We start from the raw sequence: 22,636 nt of genomic DNA, 5'->3' as shown, positions 1-22,636 counted from the left end.
CATGGCACTCACAACCCGAAAGACGGCGCTGGCGCTCGCCATCGCCGCCACGGCGACGGCCGTGGCGGCGGGCGGCCTGGTCTGGGCCGGCGTCTACGACGTCGGCGCCGACGCGCCGCATACGCGACCGGTGTACGCGCTGCTGGAAACGGTGCGCAAGCGTTCGATCGCCGTGCGTGCGGACGAGTTGCAGGCGCCGCCGGACCTGAGCAGCCCGGTGCGCCTCCGCCAAGGCGCGGGCAACTACGAGGCCATGTGCTCCGGCTGCCATCTGGCCCCGGGCATGCGGAGCACCGAGCTCAGCCGCGGCCTCTACCCTGCCCCGCCCGATCTCAGCAAGACGCCGGTCGATCCGCGCCACGCGTTCTGGACCATCAAGCACGGCATCAAGGCCTCGGGCATGCCGGCCTGGGGTGCGAGCATGGGCGACGACTACATTTGGAACATGGCGGCCTTGCTGCAGGCGCTGCCGGGCATGGATGCGGATCAGTACCGCGCCCTGGTCGCCGAAAGCGGCGGTCATTCGCATGGCGGCGGGGAAACCGCCGACCGCGACCATCCCCATGGCGACGACGGCGACCACGGCGCGGCCGCTGAGCTGGAAGGGACCGGGCACCCGTCGCAGGCGGCGGCGAGCGGCTCGGAGACCGATGAGCCTGGCTCCGAGCGCAGACCCGCTCACGTGCATGCCGACGGCAAGCCGCACGCGCACCCGCCGACACCGACAGCACCGCCGACACCGGCGAAGACGGTCGCGCCCAAGCCCGCAGCGGTCATCGATGCGCCTGCCAACGAACACGAGGCGCACGAACATGCGCATTGACCGAGGATCCCGCATGAACACTTGGATGAGCCGATTCGCCACCACGCTGAGCCTGGCATTGGCGGTCAGCGCCTGCGGTGGCGGTGCCGCGCCGGAGCCGAACGCCGCGACGACGGCGCCGAGCAAAGTCGCGGCGGACGTCAGGCAGACGCCGGACCAACACGCCGATCACAAGGAACACGCCGATCACGACCTGCACGTCGATCACGGCGACGCCGCCAAGCCCGCGCCCGTCTCCGCATCGCGGCCGAAGATGGTGGTGCACAAAAGCGCGACCTGCGGTTGCTGCAGCGTTTGGGTCGATCACGTGCGCGCGGCCGGCTTCGAGGTCGAAGTGCGCGACCGCGAGGACCTGTCGGCGATCAAGCAAGCCCTGGGCGTGCCCTACGCCAAAGGCTCTTGCCACACCGCCGAGGTCGGCGGTTACTTCGTCGAAGGGCACGTGCCGGCTGCGGATATCCAGCGTCTGCTCGCGGAACGTCCGCAGGCGCGCGGCCTGACGGTGCCCGGCATGCCGGCGGGTTCGCCGGGCATGGAGATGCCCGACGGCCGCAAGCAGGCCTACACCGTCGAACTCGTGGCCGGCGACGGTACGACCACGGCCTACGCCCGGCACTGAACACGCAGCGCGGGCGGCGGCGCACCCCGCCGCTCGCGCAGGCTTGACTCTGGACCATGGTCCAGACCGGAGACTGGCGCCACCTTCACCACCTCAGAGACTGCAGCCATGCAGATCGGTCTACTGGCCAAACGCGCCGGCGTCCCCATCGACACCGTGCGCTACTACGAACGCAACGGCATCCTGCCGCCGCCCGAGCGCCAGGCCTCGGGCTATCGCGCCTACGACGAGCGCGACGTCGAACGCCTGCGCTTCCTGCGCCGTGCCAAGGCGCTGGGCTTCACCCTGGTCGAGATCCGCGACCTGCTCGAACTGTCCTCGCGCCGCGACGACGATATGGGCAGTCTCAAGACCGCCGCGAGCGAGAAGCTCGCCGATGTCGAACGCAAGCTGGCCGAACTCAGCCGCATCCGCGACGGTCTGCGCGTGCTGGTCGAGGCCTGCCCCGGCCACGGCGCGCTGCAGCGTTGCCCGATCCTGGCCGCGCTGGCGCAGGAGGACGCATGAACCATCGCGACCACAGCCCGCATTCGAAGCCCGCGCCGGCCGCCGCGCACGCCTGTTGCGCGAACAAGGTCGTCGACGCCGGCGCCGCGACCGTGATCGATCCGGTCTGCGGCATGCGCGTGGATCCGACCCTGAGCCCGCATCACGCCCTGCACGAAGGCCACGATCATGCCTTCTGCTCGGCCGGTTGCCGCAGCAAGTTCGTCGCCGATCCGCTCAAGTACCTCGCGCCCACGCCTGCCGAGCCGGTCGTCGCGCCCGCGGGCACGATCTACACCTGCCCCATGCATCCGGACGTGCGTCAGGTCGGTCCCGGCACCTGCCCGATCTGCGGCATGGCGCTGGAACCGGACATGCCCAGCCTGGACGAGGAAGAGAATCCCGAACTGCGCGATTTCGGCCGCCGTTTCGTCTGGACGCTGCCGTTGAGCCTGGCGACGCTGCTGCTGGCGATGTTCGGCCACCGCTGGTCGGCGCTGTCCGCCGACACCCGCACCTGGCTGGAGCTCGCATTGAGCGCGCCGGTCGTACTCTGGGCGGGCTGGCCGTTCTTCGAGCGCTGTCTGGCCTCGATCCGCAATCGCAGCCCGAACATGTGGACCTTGATCGGCATCGGCGTGGCCGCGGCTTTCGGCTACAGCGTGGTGGCGACGCTGGCGCCGGGTCTCTTTCCGGCCTCGTTCCGCGAGCACGGTCGTGTCGGCGTCTACTTCGAAGCGGCCGCGGTGATCGTGTCGCTGACCCTGCTGGGGCAGTTGCTGGAACTGCGCGCGCGCTCCAAGACCTCGGCCGCGATCAAGCGCCTGCTCGGCCTGGCACCGGACCACGCACGCCGCTTGCGCGACGACGGCGAGGAGGAAGACGTACCGCTGACGCAGGTGCAGGTCGGCGACCGTCTGCGCGTGCGCCCGGGCGAAAAAGTGCCGGTGGACGGCGAAGTGCTGGACGGCCGTTCCAGCATCGACGAGTCGATGCTGACCGGCGAACCGATGCCGGTCGCCAAACAGGCCGGCGACAGCCTGATCGGCGCCACCCTCAACGGCACCGGCAGTCTGGTGATGCGCGCATCGCGCGTCGGCGCCGACACCGTGCTGGCGCAGATCGTGCAACTGGTGGCGCAGGCGCAGCGCTCGCGCGCGCCCATGCAGCGCATGGCCGACCGGGTCGCGTTCTGGTTCGTGCTGGGCGTGCTCGCCATCGCCGTGGCCACCCTGCTCGGCTGGGGCCTGTTCGGTCCGGAGCCGTCGTGGACCTACGGCGTGCTCAACGCAGTCGCGGTGCTGATCATCGCCTGTCCCTGTGCGCTGGGCCTGGCCACGCCGATGTCGATCATGGTCGCCAGCGGCCGCGCCGCCGAGGCCGGCGTGCTGTTCCGCGATGCCGAAGCGATCGAGCGCTTGCGCGAGATCGATACCTTGATCGTGGACAAGACCGGTACGCTCACCGAAGGCCGGCCGGCGTTCCGCGAGGCGATCGCGACCGAGGGCCGCACGCCCGACGAGGTGTTGCGCCTGGCCGCGAGCCTGGACCAGGGCAGCGAACATCCGCTGGCGGCGGCCTTGGTCGCGGCGGCACGCGAACGCGGACTGCGCTTGCAAGCCGTGCAGGATTTCGATTCGGCGACGGGTCTGGGCGTGCGCGGGCGCGTCGGCGAACAGCGCCTGGCGCTCGGCAATGCAGCGCTGATGGCGCAGGACGGCGTCGAACTCGGCGAGCTCGCGGCCCAGGCCGAACGCCTGCGCCAGGACGGCGCCAGCGCGATGTTCCTGGCTATGGACGGCCGCGCCGCCGGCGTGCTCGCGGTGGCCGACCCGATCAAGGCCAGCACCGCCGCCGCGATCCGTGCGCTGCAGGACGCCGGCCTCACCGTGGTCATGGCCAGCGGCGACGCCGCGACCACCGCGCATGCGGTCGGCCGCAGACTGGGCCTGGACGGCGTGCACGGCGAGATGCGGCCGCAGGACAAGGCGGCGCTGGTCGAACGCCTGCGCGCGCAGGGGCGGCGTGTGGCCATGGCCGGCGACGGCATCAACGACGCCCCCGCGCTGGCCGGCGCCGACGTCGGCATCGCCATGGGCACCGGCACCGACGTGGCCATGGCCAGCGCCCAGGTCACCCTGATCAAGGGCGATCTGAACGGCATCGTGCGCGCGCGTGCGATCTCGGCGGCGGCGGTGGCCAACATGAAGCAGAACCTCGCCTTCGCCTTTCTCTACAACGCGCTGGGCGTGCCGATTGCCGCGGGCCTGCTGTACCCGTTCACCGGCAGTCTGTTGAGCCCGATGATCGCCGCGCTGGCGATGAGCCTGAGTTCGGTGTCGGTGGTGACCAACGCCCTGCGCCTGAACTCGACCCGGATCGGCTGAACGGCAGGCAGCGCCGCGCGCCCGGCGACGGGACGCGGCGCCTTCCGGCTCGGGCTATGATCTGCGCGTAGACGGTCCGGTAGCGGCCAGAGGAAGCCCCATGTCGATCCATTCCAAAGCCCGCCGCGACGCCAAGAAGCGCAAAGCCGCCAAGGCCGCCCGCGCCCCCGCCGCACCCGCGATCGAGCCCCACGCCGAGATGCGCGACCGCAACGGCCAGTTGCTGGGCGGCATCGTGCGGCGCGACGGCGAATGGACCCTGGGCCTGGGCGGGCGCATCGTCGGCGGCTCCGACAGCGCCGCCAAGGTCCTGATCATGCTCAAGCGCGCCGCCGCCCTGCACGAGCGCGAAGGCGAATCCGTGCAGCTCAAGTTCTCGCCGGCGCTCAGCGCCGCGGCCGCCCAGGAAGCCGCCGACCGCGGCCTGAGTTTCGAGCAGTTCGAAGCCGAATTCGAAAAGGAACTCGCCGACAGCCAGCGCCCGTCGCTGGAGGGGCCCAGCGGCGGTAACGAAGCGGTGCATTGAGCCGACGATCGGCGTCGTGTCGCCGGTCGTCTTGATCGTTAGTTAGTTTTCGCCGCGCAGCAGCACCACCGCTTCCAATCCACCGCCTTCGCGATTGCGCAAGCTCAATGCGGCGCCGATCGATCGGGCCAGCTGCTGCGCTATCGCCAGGCCCAGTCCGGTGCCGCCGGTGTCGCGGTTGCGCGAACCTTCCAGGCGATAGAACGGTTGCAGCACCTTGTCCAGTTCGGCTTCGGGGATGCCGGGGCCGCGGTCGCGTACGCTGATCCGCACCGCGCCGTCGGTTTCGCGGCCGACGTCCAGCTCCGCCGCGCCGGCGTAATTGAGGGCGTTGTCGAGCAGGTTGGCCAGCACGCGGCGCAGCGCTTGCGGGCGCGTGGTCAGCGGCGCATCGACGCGGCCGGTGTAGGCGACCGACTTGCCGATGTCCTGATAGTCGTACACCAGGCTGTCGAGGAAGGCGTTGAGGTCGATGCGCACCGACGCTTCCGCGCCGCCGTGCGCGCTGCGCGCATAGGCGATGCCCTCGCGTACCAGATGCTGCATCTGGCGCAGGTCCTCGATCATCTTCTCGCGCTCGGGCGACTCGTCCATGGCCTCGGCGCGCAGGTGCATGCGCGTGATAGGGGTCTGCAGGTCGTGCGAGATCGAGGCGAGTATCTGCAGGCGCTCCTGGGTGTACTCGGCGATGCGGTCCTGCATGGCGTTGAAGGCCGCAACCGCCTTGGCGACCTCGGTGGGGCCGCCTTCCCGCAGGCGCTCGCCGTCGCCGCCCGGACTCAGAGTCTGGGCAGCATTGGCCAGGCGCTCCAGTGGTCGCGTCGCCAGGCGCACCGCGGCCCAGGTGCATAGCAGCAACAGGCCCAGCTGCGCGAACAGCACGTACGGCAGCCACTTGGCCAACGGCATCATCGACGGCTGCACTTCGATGTACATGGGCGAGCCGTCGCTGAGGCGCAGGTGGATCTGGAAGCGCTCGGGCTCGGCGGACACGCTGTTGGCGACGATCGGGTAACGCGGGCCCAGCACTGTGCCGACGCGTCGGCTCATCTCCTGCGCGGTGTCGCCGATCAGCGGGCCGCCGGCCTGGCCGGGGCCGAGTTGGTAATGGAAGGTGCGTCGCCGCAGTTGCGGCAACCAATGCGCGCGTTCCTGCGCGGGCAAACGGTCCAGCAATTTGACCGCCACCACCGCGTCCTGCTCCAGATTGCTCATCAGCATCGAGGACGCGGCTTCGTAGCGCTCGTAGAACAGCAGGCCGAAAGACAAACCATGCGCGATCAGCAGCCCCGTGAACAGGATCAGATACAAGCGCGAGGCGATGGTCCTGGGCAACCAGCGCGACGTGCGCGACGGCGTCATGCCTCGTCACCGACCAAGGTCACGGCCATGCTGAACACGTAGCCTTCGCTGCGCACGGTCTTGATATAGCTCTGCTCGCGCGCGTCGTCCTGCAAACGCTGACGCAGGCGACTGACCATCAGGTCGATGGAGCGGTCGAACGGTTCGGCATCGCGGCCTTGGGTGAGGCTGAGCAGCTGGTCGCGGCTGAGCACGCGGTTGGCGTGGTCGAGAAACACGCGCAGCAGACGGAATTCGGCGCCGCTCAGGGCCACCACGGTGCCGTCCGGATCGAGCAGGTGGCGCGCGGTGGTGTCCAGGCGCCAGCGCCCGAACGCCAGCACATGACTGGCCTGACTGACCTGCAGGTTGGGAGGCAGCATGCGCGTGCGCCGGATCACGGCCTTGATCCGCGCCAGCAGCTCGCGCGCGGCGAACGGCTTGGTCACGTAGTCGTCGGCGCCCATCTCCAGGCCGACGATGCGGTCGGTCTGGTCGTCGCGGGCGGTCAGCATCACGATCGGCACTGCGCGGTGCTTGCCTGCGCGCAGGTTGCGCGCCAGGGTCAGGCCGTCCTCGCCCGGCATCATCAGATCCAGCACCACCAGGTCCACGGCATGCGTGTCCAGCACCGCGCGCATTTCGCGGCCGTCGGCGACGGCGGTCGCGCGCAGGCCGTTCTTCTGCAGATAGTCGGCGACCATCTGGCGGATCTCGCGGTCGTCGTCGACGACCAGGATGTGATCTACGTGTTCCATGCGTTTCCTGGCGGTGGATCGCCGGCGGCTCGCACCGCCGGCGATGGTGGCGCCGGGCCGGCGCGGCCCTGCGCCGGCTCCTCAGCGCTGCGCCAGCAGCTGCCGGATCTGCGCCTCGGTGGTCTCGTAGCCGCCTTCGCCGTAGTGGCGATACACGACCCTGCCATCGCGGTCGATCAGGTACAGCGCCGGCCAGAAGCGGTTGCCGTAGGCGTTCCAGGTATCGTAGCGGTTGTCCTGCGCCACCGGGTAGCCGATGCCGTGGCGCTGGATCGCGGCCTGCACGCCGGCGGCGGCATGCTCCTCCTCGTACTCGGGGGTGTGCACGCCGACCACCACCAATCCCTGGTCGCGATAGCGCTGGTGCCACTGCTGCACGTGCGGCAGCACGTGGATGCAGTTGATGCAGGTGTAGGTCCAGAACTCCACCAGCACCACCCTGCCCTTCAGCCCGCTCATGCTCAGCGGCGGGCTGTTGAACCAGCGTTCGATGCCGGCGAATTCCGGGGCCTGCACCGGCGGCGCCTGGCTGGCGTTGGCGCCGGGCGAACACGCCGCGCCGGCGAGGCTCAGACTGAGAGCTACGATGATGGCCTTCCACATGAGGCTGACTCCTGGCTGGCGCTGCGGGGGCGATCGGGCTCAGCCGATCGCGAGTTCGACGTTCACGTTGCCGCGCGTCATGCGCGAATACGGGCAGGTCTGGTGGGCGGCGGCGACCAGTTCGCGCTTCAGGTCCTCGTCCAGCCCGGGCAGGTTGACGTTCAAAGTCACCGCCAACTGATACTCGCCGCTGGCGATCTGGCCCAAGGCCACATCGGCATCGACCGAGGCGTCTGCCGGCAGCTTGATCTTGCGCGCGGCCGCGGCGAACTGCAGGGCGCCGATGAAGCAGGCCGAGTAGCCGATGCCGAACAGCTGCTCCGGGTTGGTGCCGGGGCGGCCCGAGCCGGGCGAGCTCAGCTGGACATCGATCGCGCCATCGCTGGACGTGCCGCTGCCGATGCGGCCGCCGGTGACGTGGGTGTGCGCGGTGTAGATAACGGTTTCGAGGGTGCTGCTCATTACGGTGACTCCAGTGCTTGGGGGGAGGTGTGTTGCGGGTTGCTGCGGGTGCGCGCCAGCTGGCGCTTGTTCGCCTGCGCCCACTTGCCGACCAGACGGACGGCGACGGCGGCGCAGAGGATGGCGAAGGGAATCGCGTAGACCACGCCCATGGTGGGAATGCGCTTGAAGAAGGACAGGCCGAAGATCAGCGCGATCGTCCACATGCCGACGGTGTGCAGGCGCTTCCATGACGTCGCGCTCAAGCGCTTGGAGATGGCGTGGAAAGACGTGACCGCGAGCAAGGCGATGAACACATAGCCCACCGTGCCCGGCAGATTGGTCAGCGCGCTGCGGCTGGGCCAGAACTGCGGGTTCAACACGCCGTAGCTGAAGATCGCGCCCAGGTGGACCAGGTGCGAGAACGCGAACGACAGGCCGATGTAGCGGCGTTCGCGCACCAGGCCACGGGTGAAGTCGTTGGGCACCAGGGTCGCCAGCGAGGAGGCGACGAACGCGGCCAGGAACAAGACGAACGAGCTGCGCGCAGTCGCCCGGATCACCGAACGCATGGCCTCGGCCGGGTCCGGATTCAGGGCCAGGATCAACGCCGACATCGCCAGCACCGCGGCCGCGATCAGCCAGAACAGCTTCCATCCGCCGAGATGCGAGGTCTTAGTGCTCATCGTCTTGCTCCATCGAGTTGAGAGTGCCCAGGACCACGCCCTGCGCATGCAGTTGTTGCAACAGCGCCAAGCCTTGCGCCACGAACCCGGCGGCGTCGCCGCCCGCCTCCGCCGCCAGCGCGGCCAGGTGCGCGCGGCCGGTTCGCGGCTGGCCTTGCAGCGCGCTCAGCAGGCGATACGCGAGCGGCGCGATCCGGGCGAAATGGACGCGATGGTCGGCATCGCGATGCACCAGCAAGGTCGTCGCTTCCGCGGGCGGCCGCTCGGGCTGGAACGACGGGCCGAGCTCGGTCACCGGCCAGCGATAGGCCAAGGGCAGCGCCAGCGGCGACAGCAGCGGCACGCCATCGAGCAGATCGCCGTCGGCATCGTGCGCGGGCGCCTGCGCGTCGCTGACGAACAGCGCCTGCTCCACCCATTCGTAGTGCGCCAGTTCGGGCAGCCAGGGCGGCCGTTCGGTAGCGTCGGCGCGTTGTTCGAGGTAGGCGACGAACTCGGCGGCGATGCGCGCGAACAGCGGGGTCTGCGCGCGGTGCTCGGCGTAGAAGGCGCGCACCAGCGCGGTCCAGCGCGTCGCGCCCAGGGTTTCGGCGATCACAGGGAAACCGTTGGCCAGCAGGCCCTCGAGGTTGTTGAAGAACAGCTCGCGATAGACGCGCAGGCGGCGGTCCTCCAGGCCGGGCGGCGGCGCATGGGTGGACGGGTCGCGCAGGTGGCGCGCCAGGGTGAACTGTTGCTCGCGCAGGCGATCAGGCATGGACCTGCTCCAGCAAGCGCTGACGGTCGGCGTAGGCCAGCTGCATCGAGCGGATGCGCTCGGTCTCGGCCAACAGCTCGGGCAGCGGTGGGAAGTTGAAGTCGCGTTCCAGCAGGGTCGGACGCACGCCGAAACGGCGATAGGCGCTGGCCAGCAGCGACCACACATCGGCCTTGACCGGCGCGCCGTGGGTATCGACTTTCAGGTCGATGTCCTCGTCGTAGTGGCCGGCGATGTGGCAGGAGGCGATACGCTCGCCGGGCAGACGCGCGAGGAAGGCCTCGGCGTCGTAGCCGTGATTGATCGAATTGACGTAGAGGTTGTTGACGTCCAGCAGCAGGTCGGTGTCGGCCTCCCCCAGGACAGCGTTGATGAAGTCGATCTCGGCCAGCGCCTGATACGGCGCGGCGTAGTAGGACACGTTCTCCACCGCGATGCGCCGGCCCAGCACGTCCTGCACCTGGCGAATGCGCCCGGCGACGTGGCGGATGGCCTCGTCGGTGAACGGAATCGGCATGAGGTCGTAGAGCTGACCGTCGTCGGAGGTGTAGCTCAGGTGTTCGCTGTAGAGCATCACCTGATGGCGATCGTTGAATTCGCGGGTGCGGCGCAGCAGCTCCATGTCCAGCGGCTCGGTGCCGCCCAGCGACAGCGACAGGCCGTGGGCGCTGATCGGGAAGCGCGCCGACAGCCGCTCCAGCGCCGCGCCGAACTGGCCGCCCACGCCGATCCAGTTGTCGGGTGCGACCTCCAGGAAGTCCACGGCGCCGTCGGGCATGCTCAACAGGTCTTGCAGCAGGCCGCGACGCAGGCCCAGGCCGGCGGATGTAGCGGAGTGTGTCGTGCGCATGGCGGGGTCTCGGGAGAGGCGCCCCCACGAAGGCTCGTGGGGGCGCGGACGGTGCAGGTTTACTCGGTGATGCCGGAGAACAGGCCGCGCGGGATTTCCTTGCCGTTGGCGTTGAACGCGGCTTTCACGCTGTAGTACGCCTCGTGCTCGGAGATGTAGCCGTCGCCGTTGCTGTCCTTGCTCTTGAAGGCGGCTTCGCCCTTCGGGACTACCGCCAGGAACTCGGCGCGCGAGACCCGTGCGTCGTCGTCGGTATCGGTGGCGGCGAAGCGGGCGTCGCCGCACTGGCCTTCGCCGCACTTGCCCTCGGCGGTCTTCTTGGCCGCGCCGCTCTTGGCCTTGGCCGGCTTGCTTTCGTTGGCGCCGCACTTGCCTTCGCCGCACTTGCCTTCCGCGGCGGCATGGCCGGCGGCGAGCATGTAGCCCTGGGCGAGCGGCTGCATGGCGAAGGCCGAGCCGCTGAGGACCAGGCCGGCCAGCGCGATGCCGAGCATGCCGACGCCGGTGTTACGCGGGGTGTTGTGGGACATAGCGATTACTCCAAAGGTTGTGCGGCAGCGCCGCGGGGGAATGCGTCGCGGATGCGGCGCGAATTCGGATAGGGAGCTAGCGCTTCAGGCGGTGGCGACGTCGGCCCAGGCCGTGCGCGCTTGCGGCTTGATCGCCAGCGCCAGGCCGGCCAGCGCCAGGGCGCCGCCCACCCAGGGCAGCAGCAGCGAGGTCGGCAGACCGATCGCCAGCAGCACCACGCCCCAGGCGGTCTGGCCGGACGGCGCGGCGGCTACCGTCGAGCGTCGCGTCGCGATCCAATGGTCCAGGCTCAAACGACCCGCGCCGTTGAGGGTCAGCGGCAGCAGCATCGCCAGGTACAGCAGCGGCAGCTTGTAGTTGCCGTAGCCCTCGTTGCTGATCGCATAGCCCCTCCACAGCTCGGCCAGGCTCGACCACTCCGCCGGCCAGTGCACCGCGTAGATCGCCACCACGGTCAGTACCCACAGGGCGGCGGCGACATAGCGCGTGCCCAGGCCCAGCAGCAGCGCGATCGCGCCCAGCAGTTCCACCCAGGTGGCCATGGTCCAGTTGAGCTGCGGGCCGAGCAGCGCGAACGGCTGCGGAAACTTGTCGCCCAATTCGGCGAACCAGTTCTGGCCCTGCAGTTTTTCGCGGCCGGCCTCGAAGAATTCCCAAGCCAGCAGGACGCGCAGACCCAGCGGACCCAGCCATTGGCCGACGCCGCCGACGCGGGTCATCAGGGGCGGCTGCGAGGAGGTAAGGAGCGAGCGATTCATGGCGAGGGCCTGTGCGTTTCGGTGACGCTATTTCGGGCTGCGCCGGTATCCGTGGCGTGTCGGCAGCCCCGGCTTTTTGTAGGGAAACCTCCGGTTTCCGGCCGCGGATACAGTTCGATACAAAGGCGGGAACGGCGGCCCGGGGACGCGACGGCGCGCCGTCATTGCCCGGCCCTCAGGCGGCAGGTGATGGATTCGGTCGGGGGCGCTTGTCCGCGTCGGCGGCAGCTCGGGGCCAGTCGCCAGTTCGTCGCATTCGGCGCGGCTGGAGGGCGTCAGCCAGAGGGATCGGCCGCCCTTGCGCGGCATCAGGGCCGGTCGTGCAGCGGCGGCCTGCCCGTTGCGCGCCCTGCCCTGGCAAGACGCGGCAACGAGGCCGAGGATCGAACTCAGACCTGGGTGGGGCCGTTCGCGGACTCGGCGGCGCGGCCTTCGCCGGGCGCACCGACGTCGTGGACATACGCGGTCTGGCTGCGATCGATGCGCAGGCTCAGCAATTCGGGACGGCTGTAGTGGCCGCGCGCATCCATCAGGCGCTTGCGCGCTTCGATCAGCGAGAGATCGAGATCGGCGATGACCTCGCCCTCGCCGCTGCGCAGCGGTTCGCCGACAATGCGGCCGTCGGGGTCGATGATCGCGGTGAAGCAACCGCCGGAAATCGGACCGATCGGGCCGCCGGTGTCGGCGGCGATCCGGGCCTGCTGCTCCGGATCCAGCCAGGCGGTGGCCACGACGACGAAACAAGCCGACTCCAGCGCGTGCTGGCGCACGTTGATCTCGGTCTGCTCGGCGAACAGCGGGCCGGCGAAGGAGCCGGGGTACATGGCCGAATGGATCTGCTCGCCGTCGGCGATCAGGGCGTAGCGCGCCAGCGGCAGATAGTGCTCCCAGCACGCGAGCTGGCCGATGCGACCGACCGCGCTGTCGACGGCGCGCAGGCCCGAGGCATCGCCCTGCCCCCAGACCATGCGCTCGTGATAGGTCGGGGTGAGCTTGCGGCGGCGCTGGATCAGCCTGCCGTCGGCGTCGAACAGCAGTTGGGTGTTGTAGAGCGAATGCCCATCGCGTTCGTTGACGCCGATCGAGACCACCATGTTGGCTTCGCGTGCGGCCGCGCCGATCGCGTCGGTTTCCGCCGACGGCACGGTCACGGCTTCGTTGAGCAGGCGCTGATGCTCCTTGCCCATCTGGTAGGGCGCCTGCACGAAGGAGAAGTAGGGGTAGTACGGGATCAGGGTTTCGGGGAAGGTCGCGAACTGCACGCCTTTGGCGCCGAGCTCGCGGATCTTGTTGACGACTTTTTCGACGGTGCCGGCGCGGCTGTACAGCACGGGACTGATCTGGACGGCGGCGGCTTTGACGGTGCTCATGACGGACTCCTGGGGTTTGGACGCGTCCGGCGGGATGCCGGTACGGGGCAAAACTTAGGCTCCGCACTCCATGGCGTAAATGTCTAACTAACCTCGTTTTAGGACATACGATTGTCCTGGCTTGCGCCGGCGTACTCGGACACCCGCAGGCCTTCCCTGTTCATCGTCGCCGCGTCGGCGACCCGCTTCGCTATCGGCGGCGTCCTCGCGCCGATGCGGTTCGCCCGGCTCACCGCATCCTACGCCGCGCCTGCGAACGCGGCGGCTACGCGGTTCTGAATAGCGCGATCGCGCGGCTCAGGCGGCGGCCAGGCGCGCGTTGCGGCGCAATGCCTGCGGCGGCTGGCCGAAGGCGCGCAGGAACGCCCGGCGCATGCGCTCGGGATCGACGAAGCCGGTTTCCACGGCGACCTCGTCGATGCTGTGCCGGCTCTGTTCGATCATCACCCGCGCCGCCTCCACGCGCAGGTTTTCCACCGCCTTGGCCGGCGACTGCCCGGTCTCGGCGCGGAAGGCGCGGCTGAACTGGCGCGGGCTCAGATGCGCGGCCTCGGCCAGTTCCTCCACCGACAGCGGCGCACGCAGATTGCGGCGTGCGTAGGCCAGCGCGGTCTGGATGCGGTCGGACTTGGCGTCCATCTCCAGCAACGCCGAATGTTGGGATTGGCCACCCGCGCGACGGTGGTAGACCACCAGTTTCTGCGCGACCTGGCGCGTGAGTTCGGCGCCGAAGTCCTTCTCGATCATGCCCAGCGCCAGGTCGATGCCCGCGCTCATGCCCGCCGAGGTCCAGATCGCCCCGTCGATGATGAAGATGCGGTCTTCCTCCAGGTGCACGTCCGGGAATCGTCGCTGCAGCTCGCGCGCGTGGAACCAGTGCGTGGTCACGCGCTTGCCCTCCAGCAGCCCGGCTTCGCCGAGGAGGAAGGTGCCGGTGCACACCGACGCGGTGCGTCGCGCGTTGCCCGCGGCGCGACGCAAGGCTTTGATCAGCTCCGGGCTGGTCGGCTCCGGGTTCAGCAGGCCGCACACGATCAGGGTGTCGAACTTCTGCCGCGACAAGGCGCGCGTGTCGACGCTCATGCCCAGCGAATTGGCGACCGCCCCGCCCCGCTCCGAGTACAGGCGGATGTCGTACAGGCGCTGCTTGGCGCAGGCATTGGCCAGCTCGAAAGCCGACGCAGCCGCCAGGCCCATGATCTGAAAGCCCGAAGGCAGCACGAAACCGATGCCGAGCATGGCCGGAACCCGTATGACCTAAAACGAGGTTTATACGACATTTACGCCAAGGTCAAGCGAGCCTAGCTTGCCGTCTACCCGGCAACCGCCGTCCCTACGGAGTCAGCATGAACACCCTCGTCCACCAGGGCACCGCCCTGATCACCGGCGCCTCCTCCGGCATCGGCGCCATCTACGCAGACCGCCTGGCCGCGCCGGCTACGACCTGATCCTGGTCGCCCGCCGCGCCGACAAGCTGCGCGCGTTGGCCAAGGACCTCACCGACCGCACCGGCCGCTCGGTCGAAACCCTCGTCGCCGATCTGACCCAACCGGCCGCGCTGGCGCAGGTGGAGCAGGTGTTGCGCACCGACGCCAGCATCACTTTGCTCGTCAACAACGCCGGCGTCGGCGCGGCCGCGCCGCTGCTGCAGGCCGAGGTCGGCGACATGGACCGCATGATCACCCTCAACGTGAACGTGCTGACGCGCCTGGCCTATGCGGTCGCGCCGGCCTTCGTCGCCCGCGGCGCCGGCACCATCGTCAACATCGCCTCGATCGTCGCGCTGGCGCCGGAACTGCTCAACGGCGTCTACGGCGGCAGCAAGGCCTACGTACTGGCGTTCTCGCAATCGCTGCAGCACGAGCTGGCCGACAAGGGCGTGCGCGTGCAGGCGGTGCTGCCGGGCGCCACCGCCACCGAGTTCTGGGGCGTGGCCGGTGTGTCGATGGACCAGTTGCCGCAAGGCATCGTGATGTCGGCGCAGGACATGGTCGACGCCGCGCTCGCAGGCCTGGCGCAAGGCGAAGTCGTGACCATCCCCGCCCTGCCCGACCTGGCCGATTGGAACGCCTACGAGCAGTCGCGCAAGGCGCTGGCGCCGGGGCTGTCTCTGGCGGTCCCGGCCGCGCGCTACGGCCTTGCGTCGCCCCGGGGCGTCGCCGCCTAGTTGCCGACCGAAAGCCGGCAGATGGTTCCTGTCTGCCGGTGGGCGTCGCGCTACACGCCGGCTAGCGCCTGCGCAGTGCGTCCAAGCCAGCCGCACGCCGGTTCGGAGCGAGCGGCGCATACCCGGGCTGCCGTTTGCAGTCCACGCAACGTCGGTCGGTGAAGTCCGCAATACCTCTGCCCGCACAGCTTGAAGCGCTGCAGACGCGGTCGGCTTCACCCGTCTTCACACCTCCCGGGGCTAGGATGGGGCCAGCTCTCCGGATGAGAGATCGACGTGAACAGTTTCTCGACGTCGCCGCCACGGATCTGGCTCGACCGATCAGCGATGACGCTAATGATCGGCGTAACGGCTTGGTTGTCTCTGACGTTGGCGCGCGGCCCCGGCGAGCTGGCCGCGATCTGGATAGGCAACGGCATCTTCACCGGCTGGCTGTTGTCCAGGCCCACCTCGACCTGGCCGCCTTACCTGCTGCTCGGATTGGCCGCCGACATCGTCGCCCACCTAGCCGCTGGCTATTCGGCGCTGCATGCCACTTCGATCAGCGGCAGCAACCTGCTGGAAGTGCTCATCGTCGCCGGCGTCGTCAGGCGTCTGGTGCCCGACGTGGGCGATCCGAAGCGCTGGATCAGCTTGGGCGGCATCGCTACCGGCAGCACGCTGGTGGCCTGCGCGGCGTCCGGCCTGCTGGGCGCGTCGATCACCTCTGCCCTGTACGGCAGTTCGCTGGTCACCAACTTCATCAGCTGGTTCGCGGCGCATGTCGTAGGCATGGTCATCATCGCGACCTCCACCTTGGTGGTTCTACGCGAAGGCCTGGATTTCGTGGCCGCGCCCGGACGGCGCTGGGCCTTTCTGACCAGCATGCTGCTGGTCGCCGCGGTCAGTATCGCCGTTTTCAGCTCCCGCTATCCGGTGCTGTTCATGGCCTATCCCCCGCTACTACTCGGGGCGTTCCGGCACCGCTTCGCCGGCGTGGCGGTCGGGGTGATCCTGCTCGCGGTCATAGGCAGTATCGGCACCGCCATGGGCCGGGGGCCGCTTTGGCTGGTGCAGGATATCGGCACCACCGGGCGCATCGCGCTGCTGCAGATCTATATCGCCGGGGGCTGCCTGATGACCATTCCGGTCGCGTTGGCGATGGCCGAACGCAAGCGACTGACCGCTCGCGTGCGCGAGAGCGAGCACCGTTATCGAATGCTGGCCGACTATTCGCACGATGTGATCGTACGCATGCGCGTCGACGGCGAGCGGCTCTACGTATCCCCCTCGGCCAAGGACATGTTGGGCTGGTCGCCCGAGGAGATGGTCGGTTCCCGCTGGGATCTCGTCCATCCGGACGATCGCGATTACCAGATGCGCATGATGGCGCAAGTCATTTCATCCGGCCAACCCAGTACCGCGGTCTATCGCGTGCGCCACAAGGGCGGCCATTACGTCTGGGTCGAGGCAGTCACGCGGCCCATACCCAGCGCCGACAGGATCGGCGAGCAGGACATCATCTATGCCGGCCGCGATGTTACCCGGCGCGTCGTCGCCGAGCAGGCGCTGGAGGAAAGCCGCCTGGAACTGGAGCGTCTGGCGCGCATCGATACGCTCACCGAGGTGGCGAACCGACGTCAGTTCGACGAGCGCCTGTCGAACACCTTGATGCGGATGCGCCGCCAGGGATTTCCGGTCGCCTTGATGTACCTCGACATCGACCACTTCAAGCGCATAAACGACGGTCATGGCCACGCCGCCGGCGATCAGGTGTTGCGCATCTTCGCGCGCCGACTGCTGGACAGCGTGCGCAGCACCGATCTGGTCGCGCGCCTCGGCGGCGACGAGTTCGCGGTCATCATCGAGGATGCCGCCGTACCGGAAGCGGCGGAGGTCGTGGCGCGGAAGCTGATCGACGCGATGCACGGCTCGATAACCGTCGACAACGGGTGTCTGGATGTCACGACGAGCATCGGCATCGCTTACTCGAGCGCACCAGCAGACTTTACGGCCCTGCTGTCCGCGGCGGATTCGGCGCTGTACGAGGCCAAGAATGCGGGACGCAACACGTACCGCGTACGACAGGTAGCCGAGTCTTGCTCATGATGCCGACTCGATCGATGGCGGCGACGACCGCTACGACTATGCGTATCGATTCCGCAAAAACACTTAGGGCCCGGTTTCCCGAGCCCTAAGTGTTTTTTACTTGGCGTCCCCACGGGGATTCGAACCCCGGTCGCTACCGTGAAAGGGTAATGTCCTAGGCCTCTAGACGATGGGGACAAAACTGATTGTTCTTGCAGCTAACTCGTCGAAACCCTTTCACAGTGTTCGAAGAGTGGTGGAGCCAGCCGGGATCGAACCGGCGACCTCTACAATGCCATTGTAGCGCTCTCCCAGCTGAGCTATGGCCCCACGTGCTGGAAAGACGAAAATTCTAGCGGGCGTTCAGCGATGTCGTCAAGCATTCATCGCTAATTTTTTTGCCGCCCCGCCGGGACCCTCGTTGAGGGGTGTTCCGGGCGGGTGAATCTCGACCGGGCGCAATGTTGCCATGCCATGACCACGTTCGGCTAGATACTCGAGCCACTTTCCTAAAAAAGTGTTCATGCGCATGCGGTGGCCGATCAGCTCCGCCGGCGGCGGATACATGCCGATCACGTCCTGCCAGCGGCGCCCGACGTAGCAATTGGTAGCTTCCAGCTGGTGGGCGTCGTTGTACAGGCGCAGCCAGGCGGAGGGATCGGGCTCGCCGGTGAGCGGATCCAGCAACGCATAGGTCATGCGCAGCTCGGTGGTGTAGCGGTGCTGCTCGATCACGTCCAGCTGCAGATCCAGCCCGTCCCCGATCGAGGACCGGTAGGTGCCGACAGCCAGGTCGGCCGGCGCGAACAGGCGCGTGAGGCGGCGGTGGTTCTCCGCGTACAGGCCCATCAGCCAACCGAAACGGGTCAGTCGCGGGATGCGTGCGGAGCGGGCGGCGAGCGAGTTCATGCGAGCGATGCTACACGCGCAAACCGCTTCGCGGCAGCGTTGACGGACCCGCCGGAGAGGCCTAAGTTAAGGGTTCCTACCGCATCATGGTTGGCGCCGGCGGAAACGTTATCCGCAACGCGCCACCGGGCTCCGAGAGAGCCCGCGATCAGAACATCACGCGGTGGATCCCCAGCGTCGTCAGCACCTTGCTCGCGATCTCCTCGATCGAGGTATGGGTCGTGCTCAGGGTCGCGATGCGCTCGGCGCGGAACATCATCTCGGCCGCGGCGACCTCGCGCTTGCAGGTGTCGAACTGCGCGTAGCGCGAGTTGGGGCGGCGTTCCTGGCGGATCTGCTGCAGCCGCACCGGATCGATGGTCAGGCCGAACAGCTTGTCGCGGTACGGGCGCAGGCGCGGCGGCAGGCGGTCGTGCTCGAGGTCTTCTTCGGTCAGCGGATAGTTCGCCGCGCGCACCCCGTAGTGCAACGCCAGGTAAACGCAGGTGGGCGTTTTGCCCGCGCGCGACACCGCCACCAGGATCAGATCGGCCTCGTCGTAGTCGATGCTCTGGCCGTCGTCGTGGGTCAGGGCGAAATTCATCGCATTGATGCGGCGATGGTAGGTCTCGAAATCGGCGATGCCGTGGGCCTTGCCGATGCGGCGCTCGCGGGTCTCTTCCAGCTCGCGCTCCAGGGGCTCGATGAAGGGCGCGAACACGTCCAGCATCAGCGCCCCGCTCTCGGCCAGGGCTGCGCCGACCTCGCCGTCCATGCAGGAATTGATCACGATCGGGCGCACCCCGTGGGTCTGGGCGGCCTCGCGGATCTTGGCCCCGACCTCGCGCGCGCGCTCGACGCTGTCCACGAACGGGATGCGGTCGGTGACGAAGCGGGTCTCGGTGAATTGGGTCAGCAGGCTGTGCCCTATGGTCTCGGCGGTGATGCCGGTGCCGTCCGAAACGTAGAAAACCGGCCGTGTTCCTGCCATCGCCCACCCCTCCAAAACCGCGTTCCAATACGAAAAAGCCCGTCGGATCAAGCTTGTATGCGCCCGACGCAGCGGCGATCATATCCGCTTGGCCGCGCCCCCACGCGCGCCCCCCTCGGAGACAGTGTGCCTTGAACGAGAACATCCTCTGGCTGCACGCGCTGCGCCTCAACGATCTGGCCCGCGTCGGCGGCAAGAATTCCTCCCTCGGCGAGATGATCGGCAACCTCGCCAATCTGGGGGTCTCGGTCCCGGGCGGCTACGCCACCACGGCCGAGGCGTTCAAGGACTTCATCGCCCATAACGACCTGCACCAGCGCATTTTCGACCGCCTGGCGACGCTGGACGTGGAGGACGTGCCGGCCCTGACCGCGGCCGGCGGCGAAATCCGCGGCTGGGTGATCGAGGCGCCGCTGCAGCCGGCCCTGGACCAGGACATCCGCACCGCCTATCGCCAGCTCTGCGCCGAGAACGGCGGCGGCGACGTGGCGGTCGCGGTGCGCTCCTCGGCCACCGCCGAGGACCTGCCCGACGCCTCTTTCGCCGGCCAGCAGGAGACTTTCCTGAACGTGACCGGTGAGGACGACGTGGTCCGCAAGGTCAAGGAAGTCTTCGCCAGCCTCTACAACGACCGCGCCATCGCCTACCGCGTCCACCACGGCTTCAAGCACGAGGACGTGTTCCTGTCCGCCGGCGTGCAGCTGATGGTGCGCTCCAACGTCGGTTCCTCCGGCGTGCTGTTCACCCTGGACACCGAATCCGGCTTCCGCGACGTGGTCTTCATCACCTCCAGCTACGGCCTGGGCGAGATGGTGGTCCAGGGCGCGGTCAATCCGGACGAGTTCTACGTCTACAAGCCCACCCTGAGCCAGGGCAAGCCGGCGATCCTGCGCCGCTCGATCGGCGCCAAGCAGCTGCGCATGGTCTATTCCGACCAGCCCGGCGAGCGCGTGCGCACCGAGGACACCCCGGCCGAGCTGCGCAACCGCTTCTCGATCGACGACGCCGACGTGCACGAGCTGGCCAAGCAGGCGCTGGTGATCGAAAAGCATTACGGCCGCCCGATGGACATCGAGTGGGCCAAGGACGGCGTCAGCGGCAAGCTGTTCATCGTCCAGGCGCGCCCGGAAACGGTGAAGTCGCGCGCCAAGGCCACCCAGATCGAGCGCTACCAGCTCGGCGCGCGCGGCCCGGTGGTCGCCGAAGGCCGCGCCATCGGCCAGAAGATCGGCAGCGGCGTGGCGCGCGTGGTGCGCAGCCTGGACGACATGGCGCGCGTGCAGCCCGGCGACGTGCTGGTCGCCGACATGACCGACCCCGATTGGGAGCCGGTGATGAAGCGTTCGGCCGCGATCGTGACCAACCGCGGCGGCCGCACCTGCCACGCCGCGATCATCGCCCGCGAGCTGGGCGTGCCGGCCGTGGTCGGCACCGGCAACGCGCTGGAGACGATCAAGGACGGCGAGACCATCACGGTCAGCTGCGCCGAGGGCGACACCGGCTTCATCTACGACGGCGCCCTGCCCTTCGAGCGCCACGTCGCCGACCTGGACAAGATGCCGCCGGCGCCGCTGAAGGTGATGATGAACGTCGCCAACCCGGAGCGCGCGTTCGATTTCGCGATGCTGCCCAACGCCGGCGTCGGCCTGGCGCGCCTGGAAATGATCATCGCCAGCCACATCGGCATCCATCCCAAGGCGCTGCTGGAGTACGCGCAACAGGATGCGGCGACCAAGAAGAAGATCGACGAGAAGATCGCCGGTTACGGCGACGATCCGGTGCAGTTCTACGTCGATCGCCTGGCCGAGGGCATCGCCACCATCACCGCCTCGTTCGCGCCGCACCCGGTGATCGTGCGCCTGTCGGACTTCAAGTCCAACGAATACGCCAACCTGATCGGCGGCTCGCGCTACGAGCCGCACGAAGAGAACCCGATGATCGGCTTCCGCGGCGCCAGCCGCTACGTCGATGCGTCCTTCGCCGACGCGTTCGCGCTGGAGTGCCAGGCCGTGCTGAAGGTGCGCGAGCAGATGGGGCTGACCAATTGCTGGGTCATGATCCCGTTCGTGCGCACCCTGGACGAAGGCCGGCGCGTGGTCGAGGTGCTGGAGAAGAACGGCCTCAAGCAAGGCGAGAACGGCCTCAAGATCATCATGATGTGCGAGGTGCCGTCCAACGCCCTGCTCGCCGACGAATTCCTGGACATCTTCGACGGCTTCTCGATCGGCTCCAACGACCTGACCCAGCTCACCCTGGGTCTGGACCGCGACTCGGCGATCGTGGCCAAGCTGTTCGACGAGCGCGACCCGGCGGTGAAGAAGCTGCTGGCGATGGCGATCTCGGCCGCGCGCGCCAAGGGCAAGTACGTCGGCATCTGCGGCCAGGGCCCCAGCGACCACCCCGATCTGGCGGTGTGGCTGATGGAACAGGGCATCGAATCGGTGTCGCTGAACCCCGATACCGTGGTCGACACCTGGCTGCGCCTGGCCAAGGCCAAGGCGGGCTGAGCCGGTGACGGCGAAAGCCCCGCCGGTGCCGGTCGAGGTCCCCACGACGCTGGCGGACCTCAAGGGCATCGACTGGCTGGGCATGGCGCAGGCCGCCGGGCTCAAGCTGGTCGGCGCGCTGCTGGTCCTGCTGATCGGGATCTGGCTGGCCAAGCGCCTGTCCAACGCCCTGGACCGCGCCATGACGCGCGGTCACATGGAAGCCACCCTGCGCGGCTTCCTGCGCAACATCGCCTACGCCGGCATGGTGGTCGTGGTCACGACCTCGGCGCTGTTCACCCTGGGCGTGTCGCCGGCCTCGGTGCTGGCGGTGCTGGGTGCGGCGGGCCTGGCGATCGGCCTGGCGCTGAAGGATTCGCTGTCCAATATCGCTTCCGGCGTGATGCTGATCATGCAGCGCCCGTTCCGCGTGGGCGACTACGTGCAGGCCGCGGGCGTCGAGGGCACGGTGGACCAGATTCGGGTGTTCCAGACCCGTCTGCGCACCATCGACAACCGCACCGTGGTGCTGCCCAACAGCCTCATCACCACCGCGCCCATCGTGAATTTCACCGCCAATCCGCGCCGCCGCATCGACATCGCGGTGGGCGTGGGGTACGACGACGACCTGCAGCAGGCGCGCGAGACCCTGCTGGGCGCCGCGGCCGCGCACCCGAAGGTGTTGAAGGAGCCCGCGCCCGAGGTGCTGGTGGTGGCGCTGGGCGAAAGCAGCGTCAATCTGGAGCTGCGGGTCTGGGCCAAGACCGGTGATGTGCTGCGCACGCGCAGCGATCTCAATGAGGCGGTGCGCAACGACATCATCGGGCGCGGGCTGAGCATTCCGTATCCGCAGCGCGATCTGCATGTGTACCACCACGATGCCGACGGCAGGCCTTTGTCGGACGTGCTGGTGAAGGCGGTCGCCGATGATGGCGATGTGGCGAGGCCGGGCAAGCCGAAGGCCTGATCGCGGGCTGCGCCTGGAGGTGGCTGGGCGGCGCGTGTCGCGAGCTGCGTGGGTGGTTCGAGATTCGTTATCGCGACTTACGTCGCTCCCACAGAAAGCGGGCGGGTCTGCTGCCGATGACGGTGCCTGTGCGC

At 68.4% G+C, this 22,636-nt stretch carries 22 protein-coding genes and 2 tRNA genes; 9 read left to right on the top strand and 15 right to left on the bottom strand.

What is annotated here, in order from left to right:
* The first annotated feature begins 1 nt into the window (after position 1).
* The 5 genes from BMZ45_RS12090 (at position 2) to BMZ45_RS12070 (ending at position 4,841) form a co-directional block, all read left to right on the top strand.
* Complete coding sequence (locus BMZ45_RS12090) at positions 2–823, top strand: c-type cytochrome (RefSeq protein ID WP_091636764.1); 822 nt, start codon at positions 2–4, stop codon at positions 821–823.
* Between the two features lie 13 nt (positions 824–836).
* Entirely contained in the window at positions 837–1,442 is a 606-nt protein-coding gene (locus BMZ45_RS22205; protein ID WP_343124204.1) for a DUF411 domain-containing protein, read from the top strand.
* A gap of 108 nt (positions 1,443–1,550) precedes the next feature.
* On the top strand, positions 1,551–1,949 hold the full coding sequence (locus tag BMZ45_RS12080; RefSeq protein ID WP_091636762.1) for a heavy metal-responsive transcriptional regulator: 399 nt from the start codon (positions 1,551–1,553) through the stop codon (positions 1,947–1,949).
* A complete protein-coding gene (locus tag BMZ45_RS12075) occupies positions 1,946–4,315 on the top strand; it encodes a heavy metal translocating P-type ATPase (protein ID WP_091636760.1) in 2,370 nt (789 codons plus the stop codon). The genes BMZ45_RS12080 and BMZ45_RS12075 overlap by 4 nt, the downstream gene beginning before the upstream one ends.
* Before the next feature lie 100 nt (positions 4,316–4,415).
* Complete coding sequence (locus tag BMZ45_RS12070) at positions 4,416–4,841, top strand: hypothetical protein (RefSeq protein ID WP_091636758.1); 426 nt, start codon at positions 4,416–4,418, stop codon at positions 4,839–4,841.
* A 42-nt stretch (positions 4,842–4,883) separates the two neighbouring features.
* Here the strand turns inward: BMZ45_RS12070 and BMZ45_RS12065 are convergent, their stop codons facing one another.
* The 11 genes from BMZ45_RS12065 to BMZ45_RS12015 form a co-directional block, all read right to left on the bottom strand.
* Positions 4,884–6,203 carry an ATP-binding protein gene (locus BMZ45_RS12065; protein ID WP_091636756.1) on the bottom strand — a complete coding sequence of 440 codons (1,320 nt, stop codon included), beginning with the start codon at positions 6,201–6,203 and terminating at the stop codon, positions 4,884–4,886.
* Entirely contained in the window at positions 6,200–6,940 is a 741-nt protein-coding gene (locus BMZ45_RS12060; protein ID WP_091636754.1) for a response regulator, read from the bottom strand. Before BMZ45_RS12060 ends, BMZ45_RS12065 begins: the two co-directional genes overlap by 4 nt.
* Positions 6,941–7,021: 81 nt before the next feature.
* Positions 7,022–7,543, bottom strand: coding sequence for a thioredoxin family protein (locus BMZ45_RS12055; protein ID WP_091636752.1), 522 nt, complete (start codon positions 7,541–7,543; stop codon positions 7,022–7,024).
* A 39-nt stretch (positions 7,544–7,582) separates the two neighbouring features.
* Positions 7,583–8,005 (bottom strand): organic hydroperoxide resistance protein, encoded by a 423-nt coding sequence (locus BMZ45_RS12050; RefSeq protein ID WP_091636750.1) that lies wholly within the window; start codon positions 8,003–8,005, stop codon positions 7,583–7,585.
* Entirely contained in the window at positions 8,005–8,670 is a 666-nt protein-coding gene (locus BMZ45_RS12045) for a ferric reductase-like transmembrane domain-containing protein (protein ID WP_091636748.1), read from the bottom strand. Before BMZ45_RS12045 ends, BMZ45_RS12050 begins: the two co-directional genes overlap by 1 nt.
* On the bottom strand, positions 8,660–9,427 hold the full coding sequence (locus BMZ45_RS12040; RefSeq protein WP_091636746.1) for an HvfC family RiPP maturation protein: 768 nt from the start codon (positions 9,425–9,427) through the stop codon (positions 8,660–8,662). The genes BMZ45_RS12045 and BMZ45_RS12040 overlap by 11 nt, the downstream gene beginning before the upstream one ends.
* Positions 9,420–10,277 carry an HvfB family MNIO-type RiPP peptide maturase gene (locus BMZ45_RS12035; RefSeq protein WP_091636744.1) on the bottom strand — a complete coding sequence of 286 codons (858 nt, stop codon included), beginning with the start codon at positions 10,275–10,277 and terminating at the stop codon, positions 9,420–9,422. Before BMZ45_RS12035 ends, BMZ45_RS12040 begins: the two co-directional genes overlap by 8 nt.
* Before the next feature lie 59 nt (positions 10,278–10,336).
* The gene (locus tag BMZ45_RS12030; RefSeq protein ID WP_091636742.1) at positions 10,337–10,807 is read right to left on the bottom strand and encodes an HvfA family oxazolone/thioamide-modified RiPP metallophore; all 471 of its coding nucleotides are present in this window, start codon (positions 10,805–10,807) and stop codon (positions 10,337–10,339) included.
* 84 nt (positions 10,808–10,891) lie between these two features.
* Positions 10,892–11,566 carry an HvfX family Cu-binding RiPP maturation protein gene (locus BMZ45_RS12025; protein WP_217643196.1) on the bottom strand — a complete coding sequence of 225 codons (675 nt, stop codon included), beginning with the start codon at positions 11,564–11,566 and terminating at the stop codon, positions 10,892–10,894.
* A 389-nt stretch (positions 11,567–11,955) separates the two neighbouring features.
* Positions 11,956–12,936, bottom strand: coding sequence for a nitrilase-related carbon-nitrogen hydrolase (locus BMZ45_RS12020; protein WP_091636738.1), 981 nt, complete (start codon positions 12,934–12,936; stop codon positions 11,956–11,958).
* 297 nt (positions 12,937–13,233) lie between these two features.
* On the bottom strand, positions 13,234–14,175 hold the full coding sequence (locus BMZ45_RS12015; protein WP_091636736.1) for a GlxA family transcriptional regulator: 942 nt from the start codon (positions 14,173–14,175) through the stop codon (positions 13,234–13,236).
* A gap of 244 nt (positions 14,176–14,419) precedes the next feature.
* Here BMZ45_RS12015 and BMZ45_RS12010 point away from each other — a divergent pair, with 244 nt between their 5' ends.
* Both BMZ45_RS12010 and BMZ45_RS12005 read left to right on the top strand, forming a co-directional pair.
* A complete protein-coding gene (locus BMZ45_RS12010) occupies positions 14,420–15,103 on the top strand; it encodes an SDR family NAD(P)-dependent oxidoreductase (RefSeq protein ID WP_343124203.1) in 684 nt (227 codons plus the stop codon).
* A gap of 276 nt (positions 15,104–15,379) precedes the next feature.
* Positions 15,380–17,191 carry a sensor domain-containing diguanylate cyclase gene (locus BMZ45_RS12005; protein WP_139215476.1) on the top strand — a complete coding sequence of 604 codons (1,812 nt, stop codon included), beginning with the start codon at positions 15,380–15,382 and terminating at the stop codon, positions 17,189–17,191.
* A gap of 101 nt (positions 17,192–17,292) precedes the next feature.
* Here BMZ45_RS12005 and BMZ45_RS12000 read toward each other — a convergent pair.
* The 4 genes from BMZ45_RS12000 to BMZ45_RS11985 form a co-directional block, all read right to left on the bottom strand.
* Positions 17,293–17,368, bottom strand: a tRNA-Glu gene (locus tag BMZ45_RS12000).
* Positions 17,369–17,424: 56 nt separating this feature from the next.
* Positions 17,425–17,500, bottom strand: a tRNA-Ala gene (locus BMZ45_RS11995).
* Between the two features lie 45 nt (positions 17,501–17,545).
* The gene (locus BMZ45_RS11990; RefSeq protein ID WP_091636732.1) at positions 17,546–18,079 is read right to left on the bottom strand and encodes a DUF1249 domain-containing protein; all 534 of its coding nucleotides are present in this window, start codon (positions 18,077–18,079) and stop codon (positions 17,546–17,548) included.
* A gap of 148 nt (positions 18,080–18,227) precedes the next feature.
* Positions 18,228–19,049 carry a posphoenolpyruvate synthetase regulatory kinase/phosphorylase PpsR gene (locus BMZ45_RS11985; protein WP_091636730.1) on the bottom strand — a complete coding sequence of 274 codons (822 nt, stop codon included), beginning with the start codon at positions 19,047–19,049 and terminating at the stop codon, positions 18,228–18,230.
* Between the two features lie 131 nt (positions 19,050–19,180).
* Here BMZ45_RS11985 and ppsA point away from each other — a divergent pair, with 131 nt between their 5' ends.
* Both ppsA and BMZ45_RS11975 read left to right on the top strand, forming a co-directional pair.
* Entirely contained in the window at positions 19,181–21,556 is a 2,376-nt protein-coding gene (gene ppsA, locus BMZ45_RS11980) for a phosphoenolpyruvate synthase (RefSeq protein WP_091636728.1), read from the top strand.
* Between the two features lie 4 nt (positions 21,557–21,560).
* Positions 21,561–22,502 carry a mechanosensitive ion channel family protein gene (locus BMZ45_RS11975; protein WP_254776621.1) on the top strand — a complete coding sequence of 314 codons (942 nt, stop codon included), beginning with the start codon at positions 21,561–21,563 and terminating at the stop codon, positions 22,500–22,502.
* Positions 22,503–22,636 lie beyond the last annotated feature (134 nt).

Source organism: Lysobacter sp. cf310 (genome assembly GCF_900114355.1).
Classification (GTDB): Bacteria; Pseudomonadota; Gammaproteobacteria; order Xanthomonadales; family Xanthomonadaceae; genus Lysobacter.
Note: the sequence above shows the minus strand (reverse complement) of the source record. Positions and strands in the feature narration are given on the sequence as shown.

Excerpts from the sequence above, each read along its gene's own strand:
- BMZ45_RS12060 (WP_091636754.1), bottom strand. The coding sequence starts at position 6,940 with ATGGAACACGTAGATCACATCCTGGTCGTCGACGACGACCGCGAGATC.
- BMZ45_RS12075 (WP_091636760.1), top strand. The coding sequence starts at position 1,946 with ATGAACCATCGCGACCACAGCCCGCATTCGAAGCCCGCGCCGGCCGCC.
- BMZ45_RS12065 (WP_091636756.1), bottom strand. The coding sequence starts at position 6,203 with ATGACGCCGTCGCGCACGTCGCGCTGGTTGCCCAGGACCATCGCCTCG.
- BMZ45_RS12055 (WP_091636752.1), bottom strand. The coding sequence starts at position 7,543 with ATGTGGAAGGCCATCATCGTAGCTCTCAGTCTGAGCCTCGCCGGCGCG.
- BMZ45_RS12020 (WP_091636738.1), bottom strand. The coding sequence starts at position 12,936 with ATGAGCACCGTCAAAGCCGCCGCCGTCCAGATCAGTCCCGTGCTGTAC.
- BMZ45_RS12045 (WP_091636748.1), bottom strand. The coding sequence starts at position 8,670 with ATGAGCACTAAGACCTCGCATCTCGGCGGATGGAAGCTGTTCTGGCTG.
- BMZ45_RS11990 (WP_091636732.1), bottom strand. The coding sequence starts at position 18,079 with ATGAACTCGCTCGCCGCCCGCTCCGCACGCATCCCGCGACTGACCCGT.
- BMZ45_RS12030 (WP_091636742.1), bottom strand. The coding sequence starts at position 10,807 with ATGTCCCACAACACCCCGCGTAACACCGGCGTCGGCATGCTCGGCATC.
- BMZ45_RS12035 (WP_091636744.1), bottom strand. The coding sequence starts at position 10,277 with ATGCGCACGACACACTCCGCTACATCCGCCGGCCTGGGCCTGCGTCGC.
- BMZ45_RS12080 (WP_091636762.1), top strand. The coding sequence starts at position 1,551 with ATGCAGATCGGTCTACTGGCCAAACGCGCCGGCGTCCCCATCGACACC.
- BMZ45_RS12070 (WP_091636758.1), top strand. The coding sequence starts at position 4,416 with ATGTCGATCCATTCCAAAGCCCGCCGCGACGCCAAGAAGCGCAAAGCC.
- BMZ45_RS12050 (WP_091636750.1), bottom strand. The coding sequence starts at position 8,005 with ATGAGCAGCACCCTCGAAACCGTTATCTACACCGCGCACACCCACGTC.
- BMZ45_RS12090 (WP_091636764.1), top strand. The coding sequence starts at position 2 with ATGGCACTCACAACCCGAAAGACGGCGCTGGCGCTCGCCATCGCCGCC.
- BMZ45_RS12040 (WP_091636746.1), bottom strand. The coding sequence starts at position 9,427 with ATGCCTGATCGCCTGCGCGAGCAACAGTTCACCCTGGCGCGCCACCTG.
- BMZ45_RS12025 (WP_217643196.1), bottom strand. The coding sequence starts at position 11,566 with ATGAATCGCTCGCTCCTTACCTCCTCGCAGCCGCCCCTGATGACCCGC.
- BMZ45_RS12015 (WP_091636736.1), bottom strand. The coding sequence starts at position 14,175 with ATGCTCGGCATCGGTTTCGTGCTGCCTTCGGGCTTTCAGATCATGGGC.
- BMZ45_RS11985 (WP_091636730.1), bottom strand. The coding sequence starts at position 19,049 with ATGGCAGGAACACGGCCGGTTTTCTACGTTTCGGACGGCACCGGCATC.
- BMZ45_RS22205 (WP_343124204.1), top strand. The coding sequence starts at position 837 with ATGAACACTTGGATGAGCCGATTCGCCACCACGCTGAGCCTGGCATTG.